Below are 25421 nucleotides of genomic sequence, written 5' to 3' on the forward strand. Positions count from 1 at the left end.
GAGAAAATATGAAATATCCTTTAACTTTCGTGGTGAATTATGGTATACTAAGTAGGAGTATTATTTTCGCAAGAAAGGAATGCAATATCTATGCGTAGCGATAGAAACAAAAGATCAAAATCAAGACAAACAAAGCAGCAGGTCACTGAGCAGGCAGTTATGCACTCTGAGAGCAATACTGCTGTTCCCACTACTAATAAAAAGAAAAAAAAGCACAGGCTCAACTGGAAACGGTTTATCCTGTTCTTATTCTGTATCTTCCTGCTGGTCTGTATTGCAGTAGGTATTTACGTCGGCCGCGCAATTTCAGCAGCACCGGATATTGATACCAGTGAAATTTATTCTATTCTGTCCGAGAGCACAGTTATCTATGACGATGAAGGCAACGAAATCGATACTGTATTTTCAGAACAGAACAGAACCAATGTAGAATACAAAGATCTTCCGCAGGATTTAATTGACGCAGTTGTCGCTCTGGAGGACAAAACTTTCTGGGATCATCACGGATTTAACTTTATTCGTATATTGGGTGCCATTAAGGAATCTATTTTCGGCGGCGGACAGGTCAGCGGAACCAGTACCATCACCCAGCAACTTGCCAGAAATCTATTTCTGAAAGATAAGCAGTTCGACCACGACATGACTCGTAAGATTCAAGAAGCTTATTACACCATAATACTGGAAAAAGAGCTTTCCAAAGAAGAAATTATCACCGCCTATCTGAATACCATTTATCTGGGATACGGCAGTTACGGCGTTCAGGCGGCTTCTCAGTCATATTTTTCCAAAGATGTACAGGACTTGACTTTAGCGCAGTGTGCAGCCCTTGCTGCCCTTCCACAGTCCCCTGCTGATTCTCAGTTGGTGCTCTTTGTGGGAAGTCAAGATGTTTCTGCTAAGGACAAAAACATCCTAAAGAGCACTTCCAGAGGTACTTATATCGCCAATGACGCCAGCAAAGATCGGCGTGACATCTGCCTTTCCCTCATGCTGGAGCAAGGCTACATCACACAGAAAGAATACGATAAGGCTTCTTCTACTAAATTAAAGAAAATGCTGAATCCTACTTATAACAGTATTTTAGAAAAGTCTGCATACTTTGAGGACTATGTCATTGACCAGGTCATAGAAGCCCTGATGGAAGAAAAGGAATGGGACTACGATACAGCCTGGAACAAAGTATATAACGGCGGTCTGAGGATATATTCCACTTTGGACGCACAAGCACAGCAGGTCATCGAAACTGAGTTTGACAACGATGCAAACTTCCCTGCCTCTTATACTTACAATACACCAAATATGGACTCCTATGACAGTTACTTTGACGCAGAAGGCAACTTTACTCTGCAAAAAGGCGAGTTCTTAAAACGAAAGGACGGCGGTCTGGTCATCAAGACCGGCAAGCGTCTCAATGTATACGAAACTACCGTAAACGGAGAAACCGATTATAGTATTGAGTTTAAAAACATGTACAAATACGAAAATGGAACCCTTTATACCATCAGCGGCGGTTTTATCAATATTCCGCAGAAATATAAAATTATGAACAAAAAGGGTAACATTCAGATTCCGGCAGAATTCTTTGAGGATGAGGACTACGCAAACTTCTTCATCTTTAACGACGACGGAACCATAACCATTCCGTCTACTTCCTATACGCTGAACCAGAAAGTTGTTCAGCCTCAGGCCGCCATGACCATTGTGGAAAATTCCACCGGTTATATCAAGGCCATGGTTGGCGGCAGAAAAACTGCCGGCAGAAGGCTGCACAATAGAGCTATCAGCCCGGAACAGCCTGGATCTTCCATCAAGCCGCTGGCAGTATACTCTGCTGCTATTGCGCAGAGTGCTGAGGAAGCAAAAAACGGAAAAAAACATAATTTTACCAATTTCAAAATTGATAAACAAGGCGATAAGCTCTGGGGCTACTATCTAACACCGGCTTCCATTGTCATTGATGAGAAAACTACCATCAATGGCAAGGTTTGGCCTCAAAATGCTGGCGGTGCCGGCTATTCCGGGCCTATGACCATGCGTACTGCCCTCCAACAGTCCATCAATACCTGTGCTGTTAAGATCTTCCTTCAGGTTGGTGCAGATTATTCCGCAAACCTGGTAGAAAAATTCGGCATCACGACTTTAGAGCGAGAAGGCAGTGTTAACGACATGAATCCTGCCGGTCTTGCCCTCGGTGGTCTGACTAATGGTGTTACTACACTGGATATGGCAAGCGCCTATACAGTATTCCCTAACAACGGAACCCGTCGCGAAACAACCGCATTTACCAAAATTGTAGACAGTCAAGATGAAACTCTGGTTGACCGCACAAAAACAAAGAGCCACCGTGTTTTAGACTCCGGTGTTGCATGGATTATGACAGATATGCTGAAATCCGTTGTATCACAGGGCATCGGCTATCCCGCAGCAATTTCCGGCGTACAGGTTGGCGGAAAAACCGGTACAACTGACCATCAGGTTGATATCTGGTTTGATGGATTTACTCCATCCTACTCCGCTTCCCTTTGGATTGGTGTGGATCAGAACTGCAACGGTACAGAAATGAGTGGACCTGCAGCAAGACTCTGGGGTAAAATCATGAATCAGATTGACGGCGCAAAACAGGGCTCCTACAAGAGCATGCCAAGCAATGTCATCTCCTCCGGCGGAGAATATTACATCGCAGGTACGCAAGGCGGTGTCGGCAGTATCAAGGATTTAGAAAAGAAAGTTGCTATCTGTAAGGAAACCGGTTATCTGGCTACACCTGATTGTCCGGACACCGAAAAGAAAGGCTATTTCGACTTTGGCAATGACGATGATATTCCAAGATTCTACTGCCATAAACACAATGCTGACCCTGAAAAATATCCAATCAATCCGGATGAAAACTATGTTCCGTTCGTAAAACCAGAAGATCCAGAGGACGATGATCCGGATAAACCAAAACCGGATGATTCTGATAATGAGAATGATGATGGTGATGGCGAAGAAGACGACGTAGCATAAAATCATGTATGATAAAAGCGGCTAATTGACCTAACTGGCCATAGCCGCTTTTGTTATAAGTTTTTTTATATGGTTTGCGAAAGCCTCGCTATATTTACCTATACTTCTCCCTCCAAAATGTGTCTACAGTACTTCCTTAAATTCTTTTACCCGTTCCGTCAGATTTTCTGCACCAAAGACTGCTGAACCTGCCACAAAGATATCGCAGCCAGCAGCTTTAACCATTTCCACATTGTCGAGAGTGATACCTCCATCTACTTCAATAGTATAGTGATAACCGGCTTCCCTGCGCAAGGTATCCAACTGGCGGATTTTATCCAAAGCTACCGGAATAAATTTCTGTCCGCCAAAACCCGGATTTACAGACATCACCAGAATTAAATCTACATCCTCCAGCACACATTCCAGTGTAGAAATCGGCGTTGCTGGATTAATTGCAACTCCTGCCTTTACGCCGTAAGCTTTGATGTTCTGCAGGCTCCTATGCAGGTGGGGGCAAGCTTCTTGATGAACCACTATGTATTCAGTCCTATCAGTTACAAAATCGCTTACATACTGGTCAGGATTTTCAATCATCAAATGAACATCATAAGGAGCTGTGTCCAGCTTGTTCAGCGCTTTCATGACAGCTGCACCAAAGCTGATGTTGGGCACGAAATGACCGTCCATCACATCTATGTGGACGTAATCAGCGCCCGCCCTGCTGATTTCCTCTACCTGTTTGCCCAATTCGGCAAAATCTGCCGATAAAATTGAAGGTGCAAGTTTTCCCATCGTTTTCTCTCCGTTCTGCTGCAGGTGCAGCTACAAATTTAATACTTCTTTTTTTTCTTTATTTCTTCCATATTTGCAAGGTAGGAATCATACCGAATCCTGCTGACTTTTCCCTCTTCCAATGCCGCTCTAACCGCACAGTTCGGCTCTTTGATATGCCTGCAGTTATCAAATCGGCAGGCATAACTAAGTGCTGCAAACTCTGGATAATATGAAGCCAAATTCTCTTCTGAAGCCTCTAAAATATCAAAGGAGGTAAAGCCCGGCGTGTCAAAGACCAGGCCGCCATTATCAGTCTCAAAGATTTCCACATGTCTAGTGGTGTGCTTTCCCCTCTGCGTCTTCTGACTGACCGTGCCGGTTTCCATGTTCGCGTGAGGAATGAGAAGATTGGTAATGGTCGATTTTCCCACACCGGAAGGTCCCGCAAAAGCTGCTCGCTTTCCAGAGAGCTGTGCGGATAATTTCTCAATTCCTTCGCCGGTTTTTCCGCTGACAAAGACCATAGGATATATACTGCCGTAAATATCCCGTATTTCCTCCAGCGCTGTTTCCTTTGCCAAATCACACTTGTTGACGCAAAGAATCACCTCCGTATCCCAATATTCCGCCATAATCAGAAACTTGTCAATGACATGAAAGTTCGGCTTAGGTTTGGTCGCCGCAAAGACCACTATAAAACAGTCCACGTTGGCAATAGGAGGCCTGATAAATTGATTCTTTCTGGGCAAAATCTCATTGATGATTCCATCACCGTCTGGAAGAACCTCCATTTCCACATTATCTCCAACTGCCAAAGTAATCCCTTCTTTTTTGAAAATCCCCCGCCCTTTTGTCTGATATACACCATCAGCGGTTTTTACATAGTAAAAACCGCCGATTCCTTTCATGATAATCCCTTTCATCCTATTCTTCTTCTCCGCCGTCATCATCACTGTTATCTCCAGGTTCGTCGCCTTCATTTCCCTCATCAACAGGCGGCTCAGGCGGCGTTACAACCGGTTCACCCTTGCTGACTGTTATAATAACGGTGGAACCCAATTTCACCTTGGTTCCTTCTCCCGGCGTAGAGCCGATGACGATATTCTTAGCATAAACAGTACTTTCTTCATACTTAGGCTGACCCATATGCAGCCCTGCAGCTTCCAACGTCTCTCTCGCTTCATCCAGAGTAAGACCAGTCAGAGGTGGTACCGCTATCTTGTCAGTACCCTTGCTGATGGTAATATCAATCTTTGAGCCTTTCTTTAATTCCGCACCAGAACCCGGCTCCTGATCGATAATTTCACCAACATTTGCATCGCTTTCCATCTCATGAACCACACCAAGTTCATAGCCCGCGCTTTCCAGTATATTTTCCACTAAATCCCTGTTGGTATTATAGTTCATACCGATAACGCTCGGCACCTGTCCATTGGATTTGCCGTTGCTGAGAATGACAGTGATGGTATCGCCCTTGCTGACCTTTTCGCCTTTTCTCGGATCCTGTGCCGCAATCTTACCTTCATCAATATCATCACTGCTAATAGTCTGTTCGTCGACTTCCATCTTCAGACCCATTTCTTCCAGAATTACCTTAGCTTCATCAGGAGTCTTTCCTTCTAAATCCGGTGCTTTTAATCCACCACCGAAGAAACCACTTGCAAAGAGTATTACTGCTGCAAGGGCAATCGCTCCAACTACTACAGCTGCAATAATAATTGGTTTCTTAGACTTCTTTGAAGACCTATCATCTTCCTTTATTGGAGTAGCTTTTATCTTCTTTTCTTTCTTTTTATGAGGCTTCATATCCTCAAAGATTTCATCCTCCAACTCCTGGTTATGCTTCTGCCGGTTTTTCTCCTGAAAATCTTCTACATCAGAAGCAACAAAGACAGAATCACCTACCATCTTTGTCACAAAATCGATGTTTCCCAATTCTTCAATCATTTCCTCCGTACTCTTATATCGGTTGGACTGGAATTTGTCAGTTGCCTTCATCACCAGTTTTTCCAATGCCGGCGGAATGCCTGATACCAGATGGGACGGCGGCGTAATCTCGTCGTTAATGTGCATGAGCGCTACCTGTACCGGATTTTCTCCGTCAAAAGGTACCTGACCTGTGAGCATTTCATAAAGAACGATACCCAGCGAATAAATATCGGACCGTTCATCCACATAAGCGCCTCTTGCCTGCTCCGGTGAAAAATAGTGTACTGAGCCGATGACTCTATTCGTCTCGTTTGCCATAATAGTGGAATTGCTCACCGCTTTGGCAATACCAAAATCAGCCAGCTTTGCAGTGCCGTCTCGGGTAATCATGATATTATGTGGCTTAACATCTCTGTGAATGATATTGTTCCTATGAGCAAGCCCTAGCGCAGAAGCTACCTGTCTGGTAATCTCAATGGCACGCTTGTAGTTCATCGGGGCTTCTTCTTTGATAATATCGCTCAGCGGTCTGCCGTCGATAAGCTCCATGACTATAAAGTTTATATCGCCTTCCTTACCGACATCATATACGCTTACAATATTCGGATGCTGAAGCCCTGCTGCCGCCTGAGACTCACGTTTAAAACTCTCTACAAACTGTATATCCTTGGTAAACTCCGGTCTCAAAATTTTAATTGCTACATATCTGTTTAAGAGTCGACATCTGGCTTTATAAACAACCGCCATGCCGCCCTCTCCGATTTTCTCAATTAGTTCATATCTTCCTGCAAGTAATTTACTCATCTGATATCATCCTCCGTCACTTTCAAGACTACCATCGTAATATTGTCGCTGCCACCATTTCTGTTGGCGGCTTCTACCAGTTCGTTACAGATGTGGGTCATGGATTCTTCCTCGGTTAACCGGCTAATTAATTCGCTCTTTTCAACTTCTCCGTAAAGTCCGTCTGTGCAAATCAGTATCATGTCCCCCGCTTCAATGGAAACCTGAAAAAAATCAGGCTCAATGGTATAATCTGCGCCTACGGCTCTTGTTATCATATTTTTGTTCTCGTGGTTTGCTGCCTCTTCTTCTGAAATAATCCCAGCTTTCAAAAGTGTATTCACATAGGTATGATCCTCAGTAATCTGGTTCAGTTCTCCGTCTCTGAGAACATATGCCCTGCTGTCGCCTACATTAGCTATGTAAAGCTGATTATCCGCTACATAAGCGATGACCACTGTAGTTGCCATACCTTTATTTTTCTCAAAACGCTGTGACATCTCAAGTATCTTAAAGTTTACATCCTTCAGACATTCCTCAAAATATGCGCCAATTTCTTCCGCTGTAGAAAGTGCCTCCATCGAATGAGTTTCGACATATTTTGCAATGCCGTTTACACAGGTCCTGCTGGCAATCTCTCCGGAATTATTCCCCCCAACTCCGTCAGCGACAATAAACACCCTGTCCTTTTTCATGACAAAACAAGCGTCTTCGTTGTTGCTGCGCCTCTGGCCTTTATCTGTCTTAAAGCCTACCTCCATATATAATCTCCTTTCAGCATTTTTGCTTTCTCATTTTACAGATATAAAATCCGTCCGTTTCATCTGTGTCCGGCAGATACTGTCGTTCAAACAGCAGTGTAAACCCTGACCTTTCTTTGAGAAAGCGTTCTACAACTTCTGTATTCTCTATTCGATTCACCGTACAGGTACTGTAAACCAAAATCCCTCCCTCTTTTACATAACAACTGGCAGTTAAAAGAATCCGAAACTGCTTTTCAGAAAGTTCTCTGCCCTCGTCTGCAAGCTCTTTATATTTGATCTCAGGTTTTCTCCGAATCACTCCAAGACCCGAACATGGACCATCTACCAGAACGCAATCCGAAGAATCCCTCAAATCTTCCCGCAGTACACATCCGTCACTTTCTTCGGTGATAATGTTGGAAAGCCCAAGCCTCTGCGCCTGCTGCGATATTAATGTGAGTTTGTGTCCGTATATATCAAAGGCTTTTACTACCCCTTTATTTCCCATCATTTCAGCCATCGCCAGACTCTTGCCGCCCGGCGCTGCACAAATATCAAGCACTGTCTGTCCTGGCAAAGGATTCACCGCCTCTGCTGCAAGAACCGATGCCTCGTCCTGTACAGAGAAAAGCCCCTGTTCATAAGCCTTCGTCTCCAAAAGTCCGCTGCCGCTGACAAAGAGCACCCTCTCGCTCAAGGTGGCTTCCTCTATAACAAAGCCTTCTTCAGTCAACTGCTCTGCCAGAGACTGTCTGTCTGTCCTAATCATATTCACCCGAATGGAAAGTTTTGGTCGATCGTTTCCTGCTTTCAAAATCTGCTCTGCTCGCTGCATCCCATACTGAGATAGCAGGAGTTCCACAATCCACTGCGCATAAGAATATCTGACGGAAAGGTAGGAAATTAGGTCCTCTTTCGAATCAGGCAGTTTAATATCTGCGCCCTTTTTCTGATAACCTCTAAGCACACCATTTATAAAACCGTCTCTGCCCGGTGCCAGCTTCTTAGCAAGCTTTACTGTCTCCCCGATAGCTGCATAAGGCGGCACTGATTCCATAAAAATCAGCTGATAAAGCCCCATGCGAAGCAGCGTCAGAACCTGTTTTTTTATGCCGGAAAGTCCCTTGGGAATCAGATGCGCAAGAAGATAGTCAAGGTATATCCGATTCTCCAACACGCCGTATACCAGTTCCCGTACAAAGGCAGGATTATCTGGATTTTGCAGCCCAATCTGTCTGTTCAACTCCAGATTGGAATACGCCTGATTCTTTTCAATTTCAAAAAGCACTGAATAGGTTGTTCTCCGATTGCAGTCCATATCAATCACGCCTTCCCCTGATTGCTAAGATTCTGAGAAGATTGGCAACTGCTACAGCAAGAGCTGCCACATAGGTGAGCGCTGCTGCACTAAGCACTTTCTTTGCGCCTGCTTTTTCTTCCATGGTGACAATCCCCAGTTCCTCCATCTGCACAATCGCTCTATGGCTGGCATCAAACTCCACCGGAAGCGTAATCAGATGAAATATAACTATCGCAACAAACGCCAGTACACCGATATTAAAAATAGTATTTCCCATGGCATACATCTCATAGCTTTGTCCTGCTAAAAGTCCCAGCCCTACAATAATTAAAATCCATGTAAAGCTAGATGCAAGGTTAACTACAGGCACGATAGCATTTCTGATTTTCAGCGGCGCATAACTTCTGGCATGTTGAATAGCATGACCTGCCTCGTGACAGGCTACACTGATTGCCGCAACCGAAGAAACACCATACACATCCTGAGACAAGCTCAGTGTTCTGTTTCTTGGATCGTAATTATCTGTTAGATTGCCAGGAATCTGGCGAATCTCCACATCTCTAAGTCCATTGCTGTCCAGCACTCTTCTTGCTGCCTCTGCACCAGTCATATTTCTGTGATTGCGCACAGAAGAATATTTCCTAAAAGAACTTTTTACTTTTGCTTGTGCAAACAACGCCAGCAACATAGCTGGCAGCAGAAAAATGAGACTGGATCCTCCATAATAAAAATGAAACATTTCTTTTTCCCCCTTTAATTTATTCGAATAAGCTGTCTATCTCTATTTTGTTGCCTCTGAGATAATCCTTCACAGAAACCCGTTTCTTTCCAGGCATTTGAATTTCTGTAATGCGAAGCACCTGCCCATCTCCGCAAGCCGTATCAACGCCGCTATCTGAAACGCAGATAATGGTACCCGGCGCCTTTGATGTTTTTTCTGTCACAGGCTCCGCGCTCCAAATCTTCATCACCACATCGCCATAATTGCAAAATGCTCCTGGCCACGGATCAAAAGCGCGAATTTGCCGCTGAATTTCTACAGGACTCTTGTGAAAGTCAATTTTTCCATCCTGTTTAGAAATCATGCCGGCATAGCTTGAGAGACTGTCATCCTGCTTTTCCGGGGAAATATTCCCCGCTTCAATGCGCGGCAAAGTCTCCACTAAAAGCTTTGCGCCGAGTTCTGCCAAATCGTCGTGAAGCTGCTGACAATTTCTATCTCCGATAACAAGACTTGCTTTGCTGAGCATATCTCCGGTGTCAAGCCCCACATCCATCTGCATAATGGTTACACCGGTTTCCTCCTCACCCTGCAAAATCGCATGCTGTATAGGCGACGCGCCGCGCAGCTTCGGCAAAAGAGACGCATGAACGTTGACACAGCCGTATTTAGGCAAATCCAGAATCTCTTTTTGAATAATCTGTCCGTATGCCACTACGACGATGATATCCGGCGCATAGTCTTTAAGGGTTTGTAAAACTTCTGTATCCTGCTTGATTTTTTCAGGCTGCAATACCTTAATTCCATGTTCTGCTGCCAGTTCCTTCACCGGCGTAAACTGGATCTTCTTTCCTCTGTTTTTGGCTTTATCAGGCTGAGTTACCACGCAGCCCACCTGATGACCTGCCTCCAAAATTTTCGCAAGCACCGGAACCGAAAAATCCGGTGTGCCCATGAAAACTACTTTCATTAACCTTCTACCTCTTCATCATATTCCGGTTCTCTGACGTTTACCGCTTTATCCGTATAAAGAATACCGTCCAGATGGTCGTTTTCGTGACACATCACGCGAGCGTCCCAGCCTTCAAAGTCATAAATCTTCTCTTCTCCATTAAAATCCAGCGCCTTGATTTTGATTCTTTCAGGTCTGTCCACAGTACCGATCAGTCCCGGCACGCTGAGGCAGCCTTCGTCGCCGGAAACAGAACCTTCCTGCTCCAAAATTTCAGGATTAATCATATAGTAAATCTTGCCGCCTTGCTCAGGTTCCGCTACAAACATTCTGCGCATAATGCCAACCTGCGGTGCTGCAAGTCCGCAGCCCGACTGCTGGTGCATGGTTTCCACCATATCCTCCAAAGTCTGCCGAATGCGGTCTGTCACTTCAGAAACCTCGCGGCAGTGCTTCCTAAGAATTTCATCTCCATCTAACACAACATTTCTAATTGCCATCTCTCATTCTCCTTTTATGCTTTATCTTAAATGGTGCTGTACGGATTGACGTCAATAGTCATCGCACAACTATCCCTATTTTTCTTTAAATTTTCTCCGAAACAGTCAATGCAGTAAATATACTTGTTTCTAAGTCCTTTCGGACATTTAATCAGTATAAAATAGCGAAAACTGTCCTTCCCCTTAAAATGATAGGACGGCTTGGCTTCAAAGATACTGCTCTCCTCTTCAAGCTTACAGCGAATCAGATAGTTCCTGCAGCTTTCTGCCGTCTCAAAGGCATATTCTTCCTTCTCACTTGTAAATTCTACCAAAATCAAATCCGAGAAAGGCGGGTAGTCCATCATCTGCCTGATAGAAGCCTCCATCTGAAAGAAGCCCTCATAATCATGGTTTGCTGCTGTAGTCAGCGCAAAATTGTCTGGCGTATAGGACTGCACGATTACATGCCCTTCCTCTTCACCTCTGCCAGCTCTTCCAGAAACCTGAGTCACTAGCTGAAAAGTTCTCTCCGTCGACCTGTAATCGGGAATATGAAGACTGACGTCGGCAGCAACGACACCGACAAGTCCAACATTTTTAAAGTCCAGACCTTTCGCGACCAGCTGCGTGCCGATAAGAATCTCCGTCTTTCCCTTTGAGAAGTTCCCGATAATCCGGTTAATTTCTCTGCTATTTTTAGCGGTATCAAGGTCCAGCCGCTCCACCTTTCTGTCTGGAAACAGCTCCCTTGTGAATTCTTCCACCTTTTCAGTACCTGAACCAAAATACTTGATATATTTGCTGCCGCATTTTGGACAGCTTGCCGGTACAGAAAATTTTTTTCCGCAGTAATGGCAAACCCCTGCGTTTTCTTTCTTATGATAAGTTAAGGAAATACCACACTCCGGACACTCCATTACCTCACCACACTCCCTGCAGGAAATAAAGGTGGAATAGCCTCTGCGGTTGAGAAACAATATAATCTGCTGTCCTTTTGCAAGGGTTTCCTCCATCTTTCGATAAAGCCTGTCGCTGAAAACAGTTCGATTGCCTTCTCTCAATTCTTCCCGCATATCTACAAGTTCTACCGTAGGAAGAGGTGCGCTGTTATAGCGCTGCTTTAGGGTGATAAGCCGGTAAATCCCTTCCTTCGCCCGCTGGTAAGAAACCACCGACGGCGTTGCGCTGCCCAGAATCAATACCCCCTGATAGTACATGAGTCGCTTCAGAGCAATATCCACTGTATCGTATTTCGGCGTCATATCCGACTTATAGGTCGCTTCGTGCTCCTCGTCCATGATGATAACGCCGATGTTTTCAAGGGGAGCAAAGACGCCCAATCTGGCGCCGATGACGATGTTCGCCTTTCCCGCCCTGATTCTCTGCCATTCATCAAAACGCTCTCGTTTTGTCAGCTTGCTGTGTAAAACTGCGATGGATTTCTTTCCAAACCTGGCAATAAAACGGTCGATAATCTGCTTCGTCAGCGCGATTTCAGGCACGAGCATAATAGCTGTTTTACTCGCCGCAAGAACCTCTGCGATGACCTGCATATAAACTTCCGTCTTGCCACTTCCGGTGACCCCGTGAATGAGAAAACTTTCCTGTCTTCCTCCTCTGACCGCGCAGCTGATGGTATCTACTGCTATCTGCTGCTCCTCTGTCAGATTTCTGATGTCCTGTTTCTCGCCCTCTGCGTCCTTGTAGGGTTCCTTTTCTTTGCCCTCTTTTGCAGGATTTCCGTTTGGCACAAAACATTTAACAGCGTCCAAATATTTGATTCCGTATCGCTTCTTCATCCAAATACAAGTTTTCACCATCTCAGGATTCAGGGAGATATCCGGATTTTTTCCAGTAATCGCTTTGATTTTGGAAACCTCGCAATCGGGGGTAACTCCCTCTTCAAAGACATAAGCGTTCTTTGGCTTATTACCTCTGTTAAAGGACACCTCTACGATGTCCCCAACTGTAATATCATCGGGCGCTGCATATGTATAGTATGTGTCCGTATGCCTGCTGTTATGATTAATAACTACGTTTATATATTTCATCTTATAGTAAGAAAATATTATCTTTTTTGCACTCGGAAAGCATATCCTCCGGCCATACAGAAACCTGCACCTCACCAATGTGAGCTTTACGCAGGAAGTACATGCACAGCCTGCTCTGTCCGATGCCGCCGCCAATGGAATACGGCAGCTCATCGCTTAAAATGGCTTGATGGAAAGACTGGCTTCTTCTGTCATCAGCGCCTGCCAGCTTCAACTGGCGATCCATAGCATCGGCATCTACGCGGATGCCCATAGAGGATATCTCAAAGGCTCTGTCCAGCACATCGTTCCATAAGATAATATCCCCATTCAGTTCCCAGTCGTCATAGTCCGGAGATCTTCCGTCGTGCTTTTCGCCTGAGGTCAAGGTTCCACCGATTTTTTCAATAAAGACTGCGCCGTGAGTTTTGCAGATTAAATCTTCTCTTTCCTTTGGTGTCTTATTTGGATACATATCTGCAAGTTCCTGGCTGGTAATAAAATAAATCTCATTAGGAATCTCTGTCTGTAAATCTCTGTAAAGACGATTTACATAATCCCCCAGATTCTTCATTGCGTTGTAAATGGTTGTCACTGTCTCGTGGAGATACTCCGTGTTTCTCTGCTCTTTGGTGATTACCTTTTCCCAGTCCCACTGATCTACGTAGACAGAGTGGAGGTTGTCAAGCTCTTCGTCTCTTCTGATTGCATTCATATCTGTATAAATGCCGTGTCCCGGCTTAATTCCATATTTTCCAAGAGCCATTCTCTTCCATTTTGCGAGAGACTGCACTACTTCAACTTCTTTTTCTTCAAGGTCAAGCAGGCTGAATGAAACTCTACGCTCCACACCGTTCAAGTTGTCGTTCAGTCCGGTCTCCGGAAAAACAAAGAGAGGTGCGGATACTCTTCGCAGGTTTAACCCGTAAGCCAGTTCCTGCTGAAAGTAATCCTTAATTTTTTTGATTGCACGCTGGGTTTCCAGCGGACTGATTACCGGTGAGTAGTCCTTCGGTGTGATTAATTGTGCCATTTTTGTTTCCTCCATATTATATCTCAAAAATATTGAATTATCGTTTTGAATACTCGCAGCCACAGTAGTTCTGTCTGTAAAGACCGTATTCCTTAGATAGCTGAATGCTGCGATGAAATCCCGCCTTTTTCTTAAAGTCGATGTCCAAAAATTCTATGCCATACTGCACTGCAAATTTCTTTCCGATTTCTGAAATGAGCGGATAATTTTTATGAGGACTTACAGTCAGGGTTGTGGCAAAAATGCCATATCCCTTGGCTGCCGCTGTCTGTGCCGTCTTTTCAAGACGCATATCGAAGCAAATCGTGCAGCGCGCCCCGCCTTCCGGTTCATTACTGAAGCCGGATACCCGCGTATAATACGCGTCCGGCTCATATATTCCCTCCATAAAGTGAATCTTCTGCGTACCGCCGAGATTCTGGTTATATTTCTCAATAAAAGCGATTTGGTTCATCTTCCGCTTCTCATATTCCTCTCCGTCAGTGATACACGGATTATAGAAAAAAACGGTGATATCATAATCAGGTGCCAGCCGCTCAATGACCGATGTGCTGCAAGGTCCGCAGCAGCTGTGAAGAAGCAGCGGCGGTTTCATGGTAGTTTCACCTGCGCCTGTAAGACCGCACATGCAGTCAGAGCAGTCAGAAATGCCTCTTTGCAAGCTCCAGGGAGCTGTTTCTTTCTTTGTCATAGTTACTGCTTGCTCCTTCCTGATTTTTCTCTGGTATTTTATGAACTATTGACTCTTTATTATATCCGATTTTACACAGTTTTACAATAAATTCGCCGGAAAAAGTTGACTTTTTCTTTTCCAGCCCTTAAGATTGAAGCAGTACAAAAAGAAACGAGGACTCTGCTATGCAGCCATCAATTAATATGGTTAGTAAATACCTAAAATCATACTTTGGAGAAAAGACCGTCAAGCTCTCCATCGACGGCGGTTTCACCTGTCCAAACAGAGACGGCACAAAAGGAAACGGCGGCTGCATCTTCTGCTCTGCCGACGGCAGCGGCGACTTTGCCTCCACGATTGAAGAGCAAATTGCCCTCCTTTCAAACAAGTGGCCGAACGCCAAATATTTGGCATATTTTCAAAATCATACTAACACCTACGCTCCGGTTGATGTTTTGCGAGAGAAATTTTATGAAGCGCTGAACCATCCGCTGATTTCCGGTATCGTCATCGCCACAAGGCCTGACTGTATCGATACGGAAGTACTGGATTTACTTTCTGAAATCAACGAAAATCACTTTCTCTGGGTAGAACTGGGACTGCAGACCATTCACGAAAAAACAGCCGTTCTCATCAACCGCTGCTATGATTTATCGATCTACGATGAAACAATCAGCAAGCTAAACGCTCGCGGTATCAAAACGGTCGTACACCTGATTTTGGGACTTCCCGGCGAAAGTCAACACGATATGGAACGTTCTGTGCGCTACGTATGTCAAAGCGGCATCTGGGGAATCAAACTGCACATGCTAAACGTAGTAAAAGGCTCTGCCATGGCACTTTCTCATCCAGATTACTGTTCCTTTGACTCTATCGAAGAATATGTCAACCTGGTGTGCGATTTAATTGAAATCATTCCGCCGGAAATTACCATTCACAGGCTCAGCGCTGATGCGCCCCGCAAAATTCTCATCAGTCCATCGTGGAGCTATCAAAAGCGTACAATTTTAAATAGTATTCACGCGGAACTTGCAAGACGCGGCAGCACTCAGGGCTGCAAGCTATAGATTTCAACGATTTACGATGTGAAAAAGGGGATATCTCAAAATCAATTTTGAGATATCCCCTTTTGTTTACTTGTAAGTTCTATATGCCTGATTTGACCATTTTGTATAATACTTTGTTCCGTCAAAAGTGCGAACGCCACGAATTTTATAGTAGTAGCGAGTGCCTTTCTTTAGACTTTTCGTATTTTTATAACTGTTTTTCACACCATCTGTTGTCTTAAAGAACGGTATACTGCTATATTCTCCCGATTTTGTGCTTCTATAAATCTCGAAATAATCCACTTTATAGCCTGCAGACTTTTTCCAATTAATTTGGATATAGCCCGCTCCCAAAACAGAGGACGCCTTAATCGTCGTTGCCTGTACACCGGCAATCTTCGAAGAATAATCCGGTTTGTATACGCAGCTCACCTCGCTGGACCACGGAGTATAGTAGCCGATGCCGTCGACATTACGAACACCTCGCACTTTATAGTAATACGTAGCATTTTCTGTCATGTTGGATTTATCCTCATAAGTGAAGATATCCCCCGACGCCGTGACACCGTGAGGCGCGCTTCCATATTCTTCGTTTTCACCTCTTCTGAAGACCTGATAGTAATCCATGGCATATGCGCCGGATTTAGTCCAGCTAAGCTGAATCGTGCCTGGCACCGATACAGCCGCTGCGTTCAAAGCTGTTGCCTGCACCCCCTCTATAATCTTCTCATTTGAAAGTTCTGGCGCTCGATAAGTTCTGTACGCCTGATTTGACCATTTGGAATAATAGGTTTTTCCGTCTATGACACGAACTCCTCGCACTCTATAATAATATCTGGTGCCGTCTTTTAGATTTTTGGTATTTTTGTAAGTCGTTTTCGTGCCATTAGTCGTTACAAAGTATGGCGTTGTACTATAGCTTCCTGAAGTAGTACTTCTGTAAACCTCATAGTAGTCCATCTTATATCCAGCTGACTTCGTCCAGCTGACCTGTATATTGCCTTCTCCCAGAACAGAAGACGCTTTAATTGTAGTGTTTTCTACACCTTCAATCAGTTTTTCGTTAGGATCCGGCACAGCACTGGAATCCTTAACGACTGTAATATTATAAGTTTTGCTCACCGCACCAGAAGGAGCTGTAACTTTTACTGTAATCTTGTTAATACCTTCGTTTAATGTAGTATTTCCGCTGACGGAAACGGTAGCAGCACTATCATTCTTTTTAGTGCTGATGGTCAGCTTATCAACAGCACCGATGGTCTGCTTCACCGTATAATCAGTAGTAAAGCGATTAAAATCTGAAATAAAACTCAGCTTCTTCCCATCCAGAGATACCGAAATGTCATCTAAATAACAGTTGTTACTGCCACTTCCCGGTTTTGCTGCCGGCGAAGACGGCATACTTTTAAAAACCGGAATTTCAAAAGAAAATGCTTCTGTCAGAACCTTATAATCATAGTAATTCCCATGAATAATTGCAGACTGCGTTGCCGCTGCAAAAATCGAAGTCGCATACTGATATGTTCCAATGCCAGAAAGCCCATTCAGCACATTATATCTTTCGTAATACGAGGTATATTGATTTCGCTCAAAAAAGGTACCTGCAATATACAACGCACCGCCTGTCACTGCTTTCTTCAGTGTATTCCACGGACGAAGATACGTAGTTCCGCTTCCATCCGAACCGCCTGCTGCATAAACTAATCCCTTCAGCGCTGCAGTACCGTCGGCACTGTCAGTTGCTCCAATATTATAAGCGTTATACAACCCGGAATACTTCTTGCCGCCATAGGTAAAGGAATGTCCGTTTATCATAAAATCGCTGCTGCCCAGTTCTAATCTTGTTTTTGATGCTAAATATACAGGACTGATACTGTATTTCTTTCCGTTATAAGTTTGTTCTGCTGCCTCAATATAATATTTCGCTGCTGTAGATGGAAGTGCAGTGGTAGACAAAATCTTCTTTACCAGATCTTCCGTCTGATAAGAGGCATCATAAAGGTTAGGCTCAAACATGAAAATAGAACTCTCATCCAGCCAGTTTCTCGGATCCATGTAAAATGCAACAGCCTGTCTGGAGGCTGCAACCCAGCTGGCTCCATCTTTTCCGATATAGGTATGGGTGTCAAAATTATATGTACCATTCTGTACTGCCTTGTAACCTGCAGGAAAATTGTTAGAGACCAGATTGGCATTTACATTGGAGCATTGCTTATCCAGTGCATCCGCCCAAGTATAATTCAACTGTTTGGCCTTAAATGTCCAGTTCGGATGAAGCCGATGCAATGCTCTAAGCTTTGTCTTGTAGCTTTCAGGAAAGCCTTCTGAAGTAAGCTGTGCTTCAAACTCCGCATCAGTACTACTGGCAGCAAAAACCTGCATTTGGGGTGCTATAGCCAGCACTGAGACCACAAAAAATATAATTAAAATTATCCTTATCAAATATAATTTAAAATTCATAGGTATTTCTCCTATCTTCTTCTCATGTCTTATTTTGATATTTTTCTATTTCTCTGGACCGATTCGCCCATCATTGTAATGCTTGCGGCAAAGGGATACATACATGTCGTTGCCCCCGATCATAACCTGTTTGCCTTGCTTGACAAATTTGCCGTCAACAATTCTGGCAACCATAGTTGCTTTGCGTCCACACCAGCAGATAGTCTTGATTTCTTCAATCTTATCTGCATAAATCAGCATATAATAAGATCCCTCAAAGAGCTCGTTTCTAAAGTCGTTCTTAAGTCCGTATGCAAGCACTGGAACTTCAAAACTATCCACAATTTCTACAAGTTCTTGTACATGATGTTTCTTTAAAAACTGACATTCATCAATGCAAACACAATCAATCCTGTGTTTTTCATTTTCACGCATGAAAAGCTCTAAAATATTTGTATCCTCACCTACAATCATTGCGTCCCGCTGCACGCCAATTCTGGAGGTAATAACGCCAGTTCCGTATCTGTCATCAATAGCAGGCACCAAAGTCAGCACATGTTTTCCTCGTTCCTCGTAATTATATGCCACCTTAATCAGTTCGATAGATTTGCCTGCGTTCATTGTACTGTATCTGTAATATAGCTGTGCCATGTTGTCCTCCCTTTTAACAATTACCATGTATTATTTTAAAGGAAAACACGAATAAAATCAATATTAAGTCGATGGTAAATCACGGCAGAAACATGAAAATTACATCACACGAAAATTTAGATAATAAAAAACAACCCTTCGGACATTACGTCAGCGAAAGGCTGTTGGATGAATGGTGCCCAGACTCGGAATCGAACCAAGGACACGGGGATTTTCAGTCCCCTGCTCTACCTACTGAGCTATCTGGGCATACCACATATTCAATTATTTAACTGGTGGGCCATCAGGGACTTGAACCCGGGACCTGCCGGTTATGAGCCGGATGCTCTGACCAACTGAGCTAATGGCCCACATATTGGATAATGGTCGGGGTGGCAGGATTTGAACCCGCGGCCCACTGGTCCCAAACCAGTTGCGCTACCAAACTGCGCTACACCCCGTTAAGCTTAGATTGTGTCATTATTGGCAGGGGCAGTAGGAATCGAACCCACGGCACGTGGTTTTGGAGACCACTGCTCTACCAGCTGAGCTATACCCCTGCAAAATGGCGGAGAAGATGGGATTCGAACCCATGCGGCCCTAATCGAACCCTAACGGTTTAGCAAACCGTCCTCTTCAGCCTCTTGAGTACTTCTCCAGGCTAAATAAATCTCACAATCATATACTATTCAATTAAGATGATGGCGGAGAGGGTGGGATTCGAACCCACGGTCCCTTTCGGAATCACTGGTTTTCAAGACCAGCTCCTTAAACCACTCGGACACCTCTCCTCGCTGTGGATTCAACCAACATCTGTATTTAATTTAGATGGTGACCCATCGGAGATTCGAACTCCGGACACCTTGATTAAAAGTCAAGTGCTCTGCCGACTGAGCTAATGGGTCATATTCTTGGCTGGGGTAGCAGGACTCGAACCTACGAATGACGGAGTCAAAGTCCGTTGCCTTACCACTTGGCGATACCCCAAAATCATCAAATAAATGGTGAGCCCACAGGGATTCGAACCCCGGACACACGGCTTAGAAGGCCGTTGCTCTATCCAGCTGAGCTATGAGCCCACACTAAATTTGAAAAAATGGAGCGGATGATGAGAATCGAACTCACGCCATCAGCTTGGAAGGCTGAGGTTCTACCATTGAACTACATCCGCATGATGGAGCGGAAGACGAGATTCGAACTCGCGACCCTCGCCTTGGCAAGGCGATGCTCTACCCCTGAGCCACTTCCGCATGCTTGAAAAAAAAATTGGTCGAGGGAGATGGATTCGAACCATCGAAAGCTCAGCTAACGGATTTACAGTCCGCCCCCTTTGGCCACTCGGGAATCCCTCGACAAAAGTTTCCAAACTTAGTCATGTTATTTGATGAATTGGAGTCAGTCTCCAACCTAATCTGTATTGGAGCTGGTGGAGGGAATCGAACCCCCAACCTGCTGATTACAAATCAGCTGCTCTACCGTTGAGCCACACCAGCGCATTATTATGTTAAAAAATTGGCGACCTGGAACGGGCTCGAACCGTCGACCTCCAGCGTGACAGGCTGGCATTCTAACCAACTGAACTACCAGGCCGCATTGCTTGTGCTTTTGCACCTCGTTCGCGAATCTGCGAACTCACTGCGCAGCCGGTATTCCATCTCACCGCCATTGCGCTATCTCGGTCACTGTAGGAAAATGGTGGGCGTTATAGGGCTCGAACCTATGACCCTCTGCTTGTAAGGCAGATGCTCTCCCAGCTGAGCTAAACGCCCGCAGTGTCCGTTGCTTGTTTGCTTGGCACGTTTACATAGTATACTATATCTTGTGTTACTTGTCAAGCACTTTTTTAATTTTTTCTAAGCTTAGTGGAATCACCAGATTCATAAGCCGAAAATTATATTATCACATTTCTTTTTACCTGTCAACATGATTTTCGTAAGTTTTAAAATTAATTTTCTCTTCTTACTTTCTCATATCGAACGCTCTCAGAAAGCTTCTCAGCCCTCCCACCGGAAAGACCTGTGATAACTTCAGAAACCGCCGCAGTGTCCTCCGGATTAGTAACCAGTTCAAAGGTAACCGCGTCAGCATAGACTATATTAGCAAATTTTACCGGATATGTAAAGGGGGAATTTTGTATTTTATTAAATACAGCATAATCCACCCTGTATTCCGTCACCTGCATTTCCTGCACATCGCAGATTCCTGCCGCAGCAAGCCCCTGCTTTGCGCTGCTGGTGTAAGCACGCACCAGTCCACCGGTGCCCAGCTTAATACCGCCGAAATATCTGGTAACGACCACCACTACGTTGGTAATTCCCTCCTGCACCAGCATTTGCACCATAGGCGCTCCGCTGGTTCCCTGAGGTTCTCCGTCATCACTTGCCCACTGCACCTGAAAATGGTCGCCGAGAACCATTGCAGGCACATTGTGGGTCGCGTCCTTATGTTTCTTTCTGATTTCTCCAACAAAAGCATCCGCTTCTTCCTTTGTATCGACAGGCTTTACATAGGTGATAAATCTGGACTTTTCAATCACCTGCTCTGCCTGGCCCATTCCAAGAACCGTACTATATAACTTCATATTCACTTAACCTCTGATAATCTTCCTGACTGATTTCCACCTCAAACAAGGTTCCTTTTTCTACGTACTCCATGGATTTCACCTGCGCCTTTTCGCAGAGATAGGAGGAAATATCTCCCCTCGTGTACGGAATCAGCAAGCTGACTTTAACATCGGAAAAGATTCTCTCTTTGATCAACTCGATGAGAAGTTCAATATTGCTGCCTGTTTTCGCAGATACGAAGACCTGTGAGTCAGAATTTGCTATATTCGTAAGCTCTGGCACCAAATCAATCTTGTTGTAGACCATAATCTTGTCCTTTGCGGCAGCACCGATTTCAGCAAGAACCTTGTCCGTCACATCAATATGAAAACTGTGCTCTTCGTAGGCGCTATCCACCACGTGAAGCAAAAGATCCGCATAAAGAACTTCCTCCAAAGTTGCCTTAAACGCTTCTATCAGACTATGGGGCAGCTTGCTGACAAACCCAACTGTATCTACCAGAATGAACTGATGACTGCTGTCTACTTTGACACTGCGGCTTTGGGCATCCAAAGTCGCAAAAAGCATATTTTTTTCAGTGACGCTCTTTTCTTCTTTGTCAGTAATAGAAAGCAGTCTGTTCATCAGTGCAGATTTTCCAGAGTTAGTGTATCCTACGAGCGCAACCACCGGCACACCGTTTTTCTCTCGCCTTGCCCGCTGTACCGTGCGTGTTCTGCGAAGCTCTGAAAGCTCGTCTTTGATATCCTCCATGCGCCGCTCAATATGTCTTCTGTCAGTCTCCAGCTTTTTTTCACCGGGGCCTCTGGTACCGATTCCGCCGCCCTGTCTGGAAAGAGATTTGCCAAAGCCGGTCAGTCTCGGCATTCTATATTTCAGCTGCGCCAGTTCTACCTGCAGCTTGCCTTCCTTAGAATCTGCGCGAGCTGCGAAAATATCCAAAATCAAAATCGTTCTGTCGATGACACGCACGCCGATGGCGTCTTCCAGATTGCGCAGCTGCATTCCAGTCAGTTCATCATTAAAAATCACCACGTCTGCCTCCATGTTAGCAGCCAGCTTTGCAACCTCTTCTACCTTGCCCTTTCCTATCATGGTTGCAGTATTGGGTCTTTCCAGTACCTGAATGACTTTGCCGAGAACTTCTGCGCCTGCCGCTTCTGAAAGTCCGGCAAGTTCCTCCATGGAATAAGAAATATCTTCCTTTCGCTGCAGTCCCACTAAAATTGTGCGATATGTTTCTTCTGTAATAATTTCATTATTTTCATTAAATCTAAGCATGTTCTTAGTATAACACAAAATGCACTGAAAAGTCATCATGTTGCGTCTAAAATATCTTCTTTTGGCACATTTACATAACTGTCAGGCACATCGCCCACGATAACAGCCTCAGAAATCAACACTTTATTAATTACTTTTACGCTTTCCTTTGAAAAGGGCTGCAAAATCTGCACGCTGCTTTCCAGCACAATATAAATCTTGTATTTAGTCTGATTGATTCCCTGACTTTCAAACTCCGTTTCAAAATCGTATTTCGTCACCGCAAGAGGTAAAAGTTTCACCTCAACTCCAAAGCCGGTCTGTGACAAAACCTTGCTGCCCAGCAGTGTTCCGTAAGAAATCTCCACAATTTTCCGGTCCATAGCCTCGTACTTCTTTTGCAGGCTTTCTGCAAAAGAAGACACCATCTTATTAATCAAACTGGTGTTAGCCTGCACCATCTGCATTTTTCCATCATCGCCGGTTTTGATGAGGAAAAGCTTATCCGCATAATCTTCGTCAGAAAAATTTTCCCTGATTGTTTCGTTAATCAGCTCCGTCACCATGCCCCTAGCTTTCAAATGGCTGATTGCGTCAATATTTGGACCAATCTGCCGTTTTAACCCTTCTGCCAGTATTAAACACCCTAGTGCAAAAATCAGCAGCCCTATGGCCGTTTTTTTCCAAAACCAGCCTGCCGCGGATGACCGTCTTCCCATAAAAAACCTCCCGCTTCTGTCATAATATGACCGCTTGGAGGTTTTGGTTACTCTAAACTATACAATTATAAGTTTAAACTTCGAAATCTTTAATACCATCGCGAAGGAACTCATTGGTGATTTTTATTCTCGTACCTTTCATACCCAGAGATCTGGACTCGATAACACCGGCACTTTCCAGCTTTCTCAGCGCATTTACAATAACAGAACGGGTGATTCCGGATTTATCTGCAATCTTGCTGGCAACAAGCAGACCTTCTGAACCTTTCAATTCTGCAAAGATTTTTCCTACTGCATCCATTTCAGAATAAGAAAGAGTTGACAGTGCCATTTCTACGGCTTCGCGCATTCTAACGTCTTCTTCCTCTTCCTGGGCGATAGCACGGGAAACCTCAAGGCCTACAACTGTTGCACCATATTCACAGATGGCGATATCTTCATCATCATATGCCTTTTCCGGTCTTGCAAGAAGCAGTGTTGCAATACGCTGACCGCTGAACACAATTGGCACGATGGTGTGATATTTGCTTGCCATAGTGTACTCATCACCATAATACTCCTTAATGCTGTCATAGGTCAAATTAGTTCGGGTTTCTTCCACCTTTAAAAATCTGTCATTATATACCTGCGGCAGAACGACTTTCTCAATTTCTTCATCGTATGTCAAAGGAGCCTCCTCGCCATCTTCGTATTTGGCAGCCAAAAGTTTTCCTTTTCTGTTTAAAATATAGATGTTGGACCCCAGCAATTCGCTCATGACGCCGCAAAGCTCATCAAAAGATATATAGCCCGCTGTACTGTCCGCAAGTACGTTATTCAACTTTCTTACTCTTTTTAACAAATTTTCACTCATAATTTACCTCAATTTCTTCTAAACAATTACTCAACTAATATTAGCTCTAAAATACCGGAATTATAGAATATACCGGTCAACATCATCCTTGTGAATGGTATCCATAAACTTATTCTGCACATACTCCCTGTCAATGACAATCTTTTCTTTATCCATATCCGGAATGTTAAAAGATATGTCCTCCAACAGTTTTTCCAGAATCGTATGCAGTCTTCTTGCTCCGATATTTTCAGTCTGCTCATTCATAAGATACGCCATTCCGGCGATTTCGTCAATAGCTTTTTCAGAAAATTCCACATTTATTCCTTCAGTTTCTAATAAAGCCTTATGCTGTTTCAGAATTGCATTCTCTGGAACTGTAAGAATCTGGATAAAGGATTCCTTTGTTAAGTTCTGCAGTTCTACCCTAATTGGAAAACGCCCCTGCAACTCTGGAATTAAATCAGTGGGTTTTGCAGTATGGAATGCACCAGCGCCGATGAACAGAATATGGTCGGTTTTTACAGGGCCATACTTAGTATTTACCACGCTGCCCTCTACAATAGGCAGAATATCACGCTGCACCCCTTCTCTGGACACGTCAGCACCGCTGCGATAGCTGGAGCCAGATGCAATCTTATCAATTTCATCGATAAAGATAATGCCGTTCTGCTCTGCATTTTCCAAGGCTTCATCGGTCACTTGATCCATATCCAAAAGATTCTGTGCCTCCTGTTCTCTTAAGATCTTTCTTGCCTCTTTGACTCTGACTCTCTTGGTCTTTGTCTTCTGAGGCATCATGTCACCGAAAATATTGCCGATAGCAATGCTCATGCCTTCATTACTCATGTCAAGCTGGTTGCCTTTTGGGGTATCCAGCACTTCAATCTCGATAAACTGTTCTTCTAACAGTCCATCTCGAAGCTGCTGTCTCACTTGTTCCCTTGCCATTTCCACATCGGTAGGCTCGGATTTCACTTCTGCTTCCTTCGCCTTGCTTTCTTCATAAAGCTGCTTCTGACTTGCATAGCCACCGCTATTCATGATAAAGTCAAACGGGCTTCTTGCCTTTGGTTGTCCGCTTTTTTTCTTACTGCCAGGGATCATCGCTTCGATAATTTTTTCTTCTGCAATTCCCTCTGCTACCTCGTATTTTTCTTTCAATCTGGACTGCTTGGTGATGCGAATAGATGCTTCCACCAAATCACGAACCATGGAATCCACATCTCTTCCTACATATCCAACCTCTGTAAATTTAGTCGCTTCGACCTTTACGAAAGGGGCTTCCATCAATTTGGCAAGACGTCTTGCAATTTCAGTCTTACCGCAACCAGTAGGTCCCATCATCAAGATATTCTTCGGCGTAATTTCTTCGCGCAGCTCGTCAGAAAGCAAACTTCTTCTGTATCTATTTCTGAGGGCGATAGCTACAGACTTTTTCGCCTCATCTTGACCGATAATATATTTGTCCAATTCACCGACAATCTCTTTCGGTGTCATGCTTTGAATTTTCCCTGCCATGT

At 44.4% G+C, this 25421-nt stretch carries 20 protein-coding genes and 15 tRNA genes; 2 read left to right on the top strand and 33 right to left on the bottom strand.

Annotation, left to right across the window (positions count from 1 at the left end; translation table 11 throughout):
• The first annotated feature begins 90 nt into the window (after window positions 1–90).
• Window positions 91–3006 carry a transglycosylase domain-containing protein gene (locus tag V1225_RS10780; protein ID WP_338546426.1) on the top strand — a complete coding sequence of 972 codons (2916 nt, stop codon included), beginning with the start codon at window positions 91–93 and terminating at the stop codon, window positions 3004–3006.
• A 123-nt stretch (window positions 3007–3129) separates the two neighbouring features.
• Here V1225_RS10780 and rpe read toward each other — a convergent pair whose 3' ends face one another.
• The 11 genes from rpe to V1225_RS10835 are packed head-to-tail and all read right to left on the bottom strand — an operon-like array spanning window position 3130 to window position 14426.
• A complete protein-coding gene (gene rpe, locus V1225_RS10785) occupies window positions 3130–3780 on the bottom strand; it encodes a ribulose-phosphate 3-epimerase (RefSeq protein ID WP_160202400.1) in 651 nt (216 codons plus the stop codon).
• 38 nt (window positions 3781–3818) lie between these two features.
• Entirely contained in the window at window positions 3819–4712 is an 894-nt protein-coding gene (gene rsgA / locus V1225_RS10790) for a ribosome small subunit-dependent GTPase A (protein ID WP_251630470.1), read from the bottom strand.
• A complete protein-coding gene (gene pknB / locus V1225_RS10795) occupies window positions 4687–6495 on the bottom strand; it encodes a Stk1 family PASTA domain-containing Ser/Thr kinase (protein WP_160202401.1) in 1809 nt (602 codons plus the stop codon). The genes rsgA and pknB overlap by 26 nt, the downstream gene beginning before the upstream one ends.
• Window positions 6492–7235 carry a Stp1/IreP family PP2C-type Ser/Thr phosphatase gene (locus tag V1225_RS10800; protein ID WP_160202402.1) on the bottom strand — a complete coding sequence of 248 codons (744 nt, stop codon included), beginning with the start codon at window positions 7233–7235 and terminating at the stop codon, window positions 6492–6494. The genes pknB and V1225_RS10800 overlap by 4 nt, the downstream gene beginning before the upstream one ends.
• A gap of 13 nt (window positions 7236–7248) precedes the next feature.
• Window positions 7249–8535, bottom strand: a complete 1287-nt coding sequence (rsmB, locus tag V1225_RS10805; RefSeq protein WP_338546430.1) for a 16S rRNA (cytosine(967)-C(5))-methyltransferase RsmB — start codon at window positions 8533–8535, stop codon at window positions 7249–7251.
• Between the two features lies 1 nt (window position 8536).
• A complete protein-coding gene (locus V1225_RS10810) occupies window positions 8537–9256 on the bottom strand; it encodes a zinc metallopeptidase (RefSeq protein WP_251615714.1) in 720 nt (239 codons plus the stop codon).
• A gap of 19 nt (window positions 9257–9275) precedes the next feature.
• The gene (gene fmt / locus V1225_RS10815; RefSeq protein WP_338546431.1) at window positions 9276–10208 is read right to left on the bottom strand and encodes a methionyl-tRNA formyltransferase; all 933 of its coding nucleotides are present in this window, start codon (window positions 10206–10208) and stop codon (window positions 9276–9278) included.
• The gene (gene def, locus V1225_RS10820; RefSeq protein ID WP_160202406.1) at window positions 10208–10690 is read right to left on the bottom strand and encodes a peptide deformylase; all 483 of its coding nucleotides are present in this window, start codon (window positions 10688–10690) and stop codon (window positions 10208–10210) included. The genes fmt and def overlap by 1 nt, the downstream gene beginning before the upstream one ends.
• A 26-nt stretch (window positions 10691–10716) precedes the next feature.
• Window positions 10717–12723: a primosomal protein N' gene (priA, locus tag V1225_RS10825; protein WP_338546433.1), complete on the bottom strand. Its 2007-nt coding sequence runs from the start codon at window positions 12721–12723 to the stop codon at window positions 10717–10719.
• Between the two features lies 1 nt (window position 12724).
• Window positions 12725–13735, bottom strand: a complete 1011-nt coding sequence (gene asnA / locus V1225_RS10830) for an aspartate--ammonia ligase (RefSeq protein WP_338546435.1) — start codon at window positions 13733–13735, stop codon at window positions 12725–12727.
• Window positions 13736–13772: 37 nt separating this feature from the next.
• Entirely contained in the window at window positions 13773–14426 is a 654-nt protein-coding gene (locus V1225_RS10835; protein WP_160202409.1) for an epoxyqueuosine reductase QueH, read from the bottom strand.
• 167 nt (window positions 14427–14593) lie between these two features.
• On the opposite strand from V1225_RS10835, the gene V1225_RS10840 reads away from it, so the two are divergent.
• Window positions 14594–15475 (top strand): TIGR01212 family radical SAM protein, encoded by an 882-nt coding sequence (locus tag V1225_RS10840; RefSeq protein WP_338546437.1) that lies wholly within the window; start codon window positions 14594–14596, stop codon window positions 15473–15475.
• A gap of 66 nt (window positions 15476–15541) precedes the next feature.
• Here V1225_RS10840 and V1225_RS10845 read toward each other — a convergent pair whose 3' ends face one another.
• From V1225_RS10845 to hslU, 22 genes are all read right to left on the bottom strand, one after another.
• Window positions 15542–17914, bottom strand: coding sequence for a cadherin-like beta sandwich domain-containing protein (locus V1225_RS10845; RefSeq protein ID WP_161907848.1), 2373 nt, complete (start codon window positions 17912–17914; stop codon window positions 15542–15544).
• A 45-nt stretch (window positions 17915–17959) separates the two neighbouring features.
• Window positions 17960–18544: a thymidine kinase gene (locus V1225_RS10850; RefSeq protein WP_160201085.1), complete on the bottom strand. Its 585-nt coding sequence runs from the start codon at window positions 18542–18544 to the stop codon at window positions 17960–17962.
• Between the two features lie 173 nt (window positions 18545–18717).
• Window positions 18718–18793, bottom strand: a tRNA-Phe gene (locus V1225_RS10855).
• 24 nt (window positions 18794–18817) lie between these two features.
• Window positions 18818–18894: transfer RNA gene (locus V1225_RS10860), tRNA-Ile, on the bottom strand.
• A 13-nt stretch (window positions 18895–18907) separates the two neighbouring features.
• Window positions 18908–18984, bottom strand: a tRNA-Pro gene (locus tag V1225_RS10865).
• A gap of 23 nt (window positions 18985–19007) precedes the next feature.
• Window positions 19008–19083, bottom strand: a tRNA-Trp gene (locus V1225_RS10870).
• Between the two features lie 6 nt (window positions 19084–19089).
• A tRNA-Ser gene (locus V1225_RS10875) sits at window positions 19090–19181 on the bottom strand.
• 44 nt (window positions 19182–19225) lie between these two features.
• Window positions 19226–19314, bottom strand: a tRNA-Ser gene (locus V1225_RS10880).
• A 38-nt stretch (window positions 19315–19352) separates the two neighbouring features.
• Window positions 19353–19428, bottom strand: a tRNA-Lys gene (locus tag V1225_RS10885).
• 7 nt (window positions 19429–19435) lie between these two features.
• Window positions 19436–19510: transfer RNA gene (locus V1225_RS10890), tRNA-Gln, on the bottom strand.
• Between the two features lie 15 nt (window positions 19511–19525).
• Window positions 19526–19602 (bottom strand) — tRNA-Arg (locus V1225_RS10895).
• Between the two features lie 18 nt (window positions 19603–19620).
• Window positions 19621–19694 (bottom strand) — tRNA-Gly (locus V1225_RS10900).
• A gap of 4 nt (window positions 19695–19698) precedes the next feature.
• A tRNA-Gly gene (locus V1225_RS10905) sits at window positions 19699–19773 on the bottom strand.
• Window positions 19774–19790: 17 nt separating this feature from the next.
• A tRNA-Tyr gene (locus V1225_RS10910) sits at window positions 19791–19875 on the bottom strand.
• A 66-nt stretch (window positions 19876–19941) separates the two neighbouring features.
• Window positions 19942–20016: transfer RNA gene (locus tag V1225_RS10915), tRNA-Thr, on the bottom strand.
• A 20-nt stretch (window positions 20017–20036) separates the two neighbouring features.
• A tRNA-Asp gene (locus V1225_RS10920) sits at window positions 20037–20113 on the bottom strand.
• Window positions 20114–20216: 103 nt separating this feature from the next.
• Window positions 20217–20292: transfer RNA gene (locus V1225_RS10925), tRNA-Val, on the bottom strand.
• A 176-nt stretch (window positions 20293–20468) separates the two neighbouring features.
• A complete protein-coding gene (locus V1225_RS10930) occupies window positions 20469–21104 on the bottom strand; it encodes a YigZ family protein (protein WP_251615726.1) in 636 nt (211 codons plus the stop codon).
• Entirely contained in the window at window positions 21091–22407 is a 1317-nt protein-coding gene (hflX, locus tag V1225_RS10935) for a GTPase HflX (RefSeq protein ID WP_338546440.1), read from the bottom strand. The genes V1225_RS10930 and hflX overlap by 14 nt, the downstream gene beginning before the upstream one ends.
• Window positions 22404–23066, bottom strand: a complete 663-nt coding sequence (gene yunB, locus V1225_RS10940; protein WP_251615732.1) for a sporulation protein YunB — start codon at window positions 23064–23066, stop codon at window positions 22404–22406. Before yunB ends, hflX begins: the two co-directional genes overlap by 4 nt.
• A 73-nt stretch (window positions 23067–23139) precedes the next feature.
• Window positions 23140–23919, bottom strand: a complete 780-nt coding sequence (gene codY / locus V1225_RS10945) for a GTP-sensing pleiotropic transcriptional regulator CodY (RefSeq protein WP_161907850.1) — start codon at window positions 23917–23919, stop codon at window positions 23140–23142.
• Window positions 23920–23979: 60 nt separating this feature from the next.
• Window positions 23980–25419 (bottom strand): ATP-dependent protease ATPase subunit HslU, encoded by a 1440-nt coding sequence (hslU, locus tag V1225_RS10950; protein WP_251615734.1) that lies wholly within the window; start codon window positions 25417–25419, stop codon window positions 23980–23982.
• Window positions 25420–25421: the final 2 nt, after the last annotated feature.

It is taken from the genome of Emergencia sp. JLR.KK010 (assembly GCF_037018265.1).
Taxonomy (GTDB): Bacteria; Bacillota; Clostridia; order Peptostreptococcales; family Anaerovoracaceae; genus Senimuribacter; species Senimuribacter intestinalis.

What these genes read in the sequence shown, in the direction of transcription:
- V1225_RS10780 (WP_338546426.1), top strand. Translation starts at nt 91, where the DNA reads ATGCGTAGCGATAGAAACAAAAGATCAAAATCAAGACAAACAAAGCAG.
- rpe (WP_160202400.1), bottom strand. Translation starts at nt 3,780, where the DNA reads ATGGGAAAACTTGCACCTTCAATTTTATCGGCAGATTTTGCCGAATTG.
- rsgA (WP_251630470.1), bottom strand. Translation starts at nt 4,712, where the DNA reads ATGATGACGGCGGAGAAGAAGAATAGGATGAAAGGGATTATCATGAAA.
- pknB (WP_160202401.1), bottom strand. Translation starts at nt 6,495, where the DNA reads ATGAGTAAATTACTTGCAGGAAGATATGAACTAATTGAGAAAATCGGA.
- V1225_RS10800 (WP_160202402.1), bottom strand. Translation starts at nt 7,235, where the DNA reads ATGGAGGTAGGCTTTAAGACAGATAAAGGCCAGAGGCGCAGCAACAAC.
- rsmB (WP_338546430.1), bottom strand. Translation starts at nt 8,535, where the DNA reads ATGGACTGCAATCGGAGAACAACCTATTCAGTGCTTTTTGAAATTGAA.
- V1225_RS10810 (WP_251615714.1), bottom strand. Translation starts at nt 9,256, where the DNA reads ATGTTTCATTTTTATTATGGAGGATCCAGTCTCATTTTTCTGCTGCCA.
- fmt (WP_338546431.1), bottom strand. Translation starts at nt 10,208, where the DNA reads ATGAAAGTAGTTTTCATGGGCACACCGGATTTTTCGGTTCCGGTGCTT.
- def (WP_160202406.1), bottom strand. Translation starts at nt 10,690, where the DNA reads ATGGCAATTAGAAATGTTGTGTTAGATGGAGATGAAATTCTTAGGAAG.
- priA (WP_338546433.1), bottom strand. Translation starts at nt 12,723, where the DNA reads ATGAAATATATAAACGTAGTTATTAATCATAACAGCAGGCATACGGAC.
- asnA (WP_338546435.1), bottom strand. Translation starts at nt 13,735, where the DNA reads ATGGCACAATTAATCACACCGAAGGACTACTCACCGGTAATCAGTCCG.
- V1225_RS10835 (WP_160202409.1), bottom strand. Translation starts at nt 14,426, where the DNA reads ATGACAAAGAAAGAAACAGCTCCCTGGAGCTTGCAAAGAGGCATTTCT.
- V1225_RS10840 (WP_338546437.1), top strand. Translation starts at nt 14,594, where the DNA reads ATGCAGCCATCAATTAATATGGTTAGTAAATACCTAAAATCATACTTT.
- V1225_RS10845 (WP_161907848.1), bottom strand. Translation starts at nt 17,914, where the DNA reads ATGAATTTTAAATTATATTTGATAAGGATAATTTTAATTATATTTTTT.
- V1225_RS10850 (WP_160201085.1), bottom strand. Translation starts at nt 18,544, where the DNA reads ATGGCACAGCTATATTACAGATACAGTACAATGAACGCAGGCAAATCT.
- V1225_RS10930 (WP_251615726.1), bottom strand. Translation starts at nt 21,104, where the DNA reads ATGAAGTTATATAGTACGGTTCTTGGAATGGGCCAGGCAGAGCAGGTG.
- hflX (WP_338546440.1), bottom strand. Translation starts at nt 22,407, where the DNA reads ATGATGACTTTTCAGTGCATTTTGTGTTATACTAAGAACATGCTTAGA.
- yunB (WP_251615732.1), bottom strand. Translation starts at nt 23,066, where the DNA reads ATGGGAAGACGGTCATCCGCGGCAGGCTGGTTTTGGAAAAAAACGGCC.
- codY (WP_161907850.1), bottom strand. Translation starts at nt 23,919, where the DNA reads ATGAGTGAAAATTTGTTAAAAAGAGTAAGAAAGTTGAATAACGTACTT.
- hslU (WP_251615734.1), bottom strand. Translation starts at nt 25,419, where the DNA reads ATGGCAGGGAAAATTCAAAGCATGACACCGAAAGAGATTGTCGGTGAA.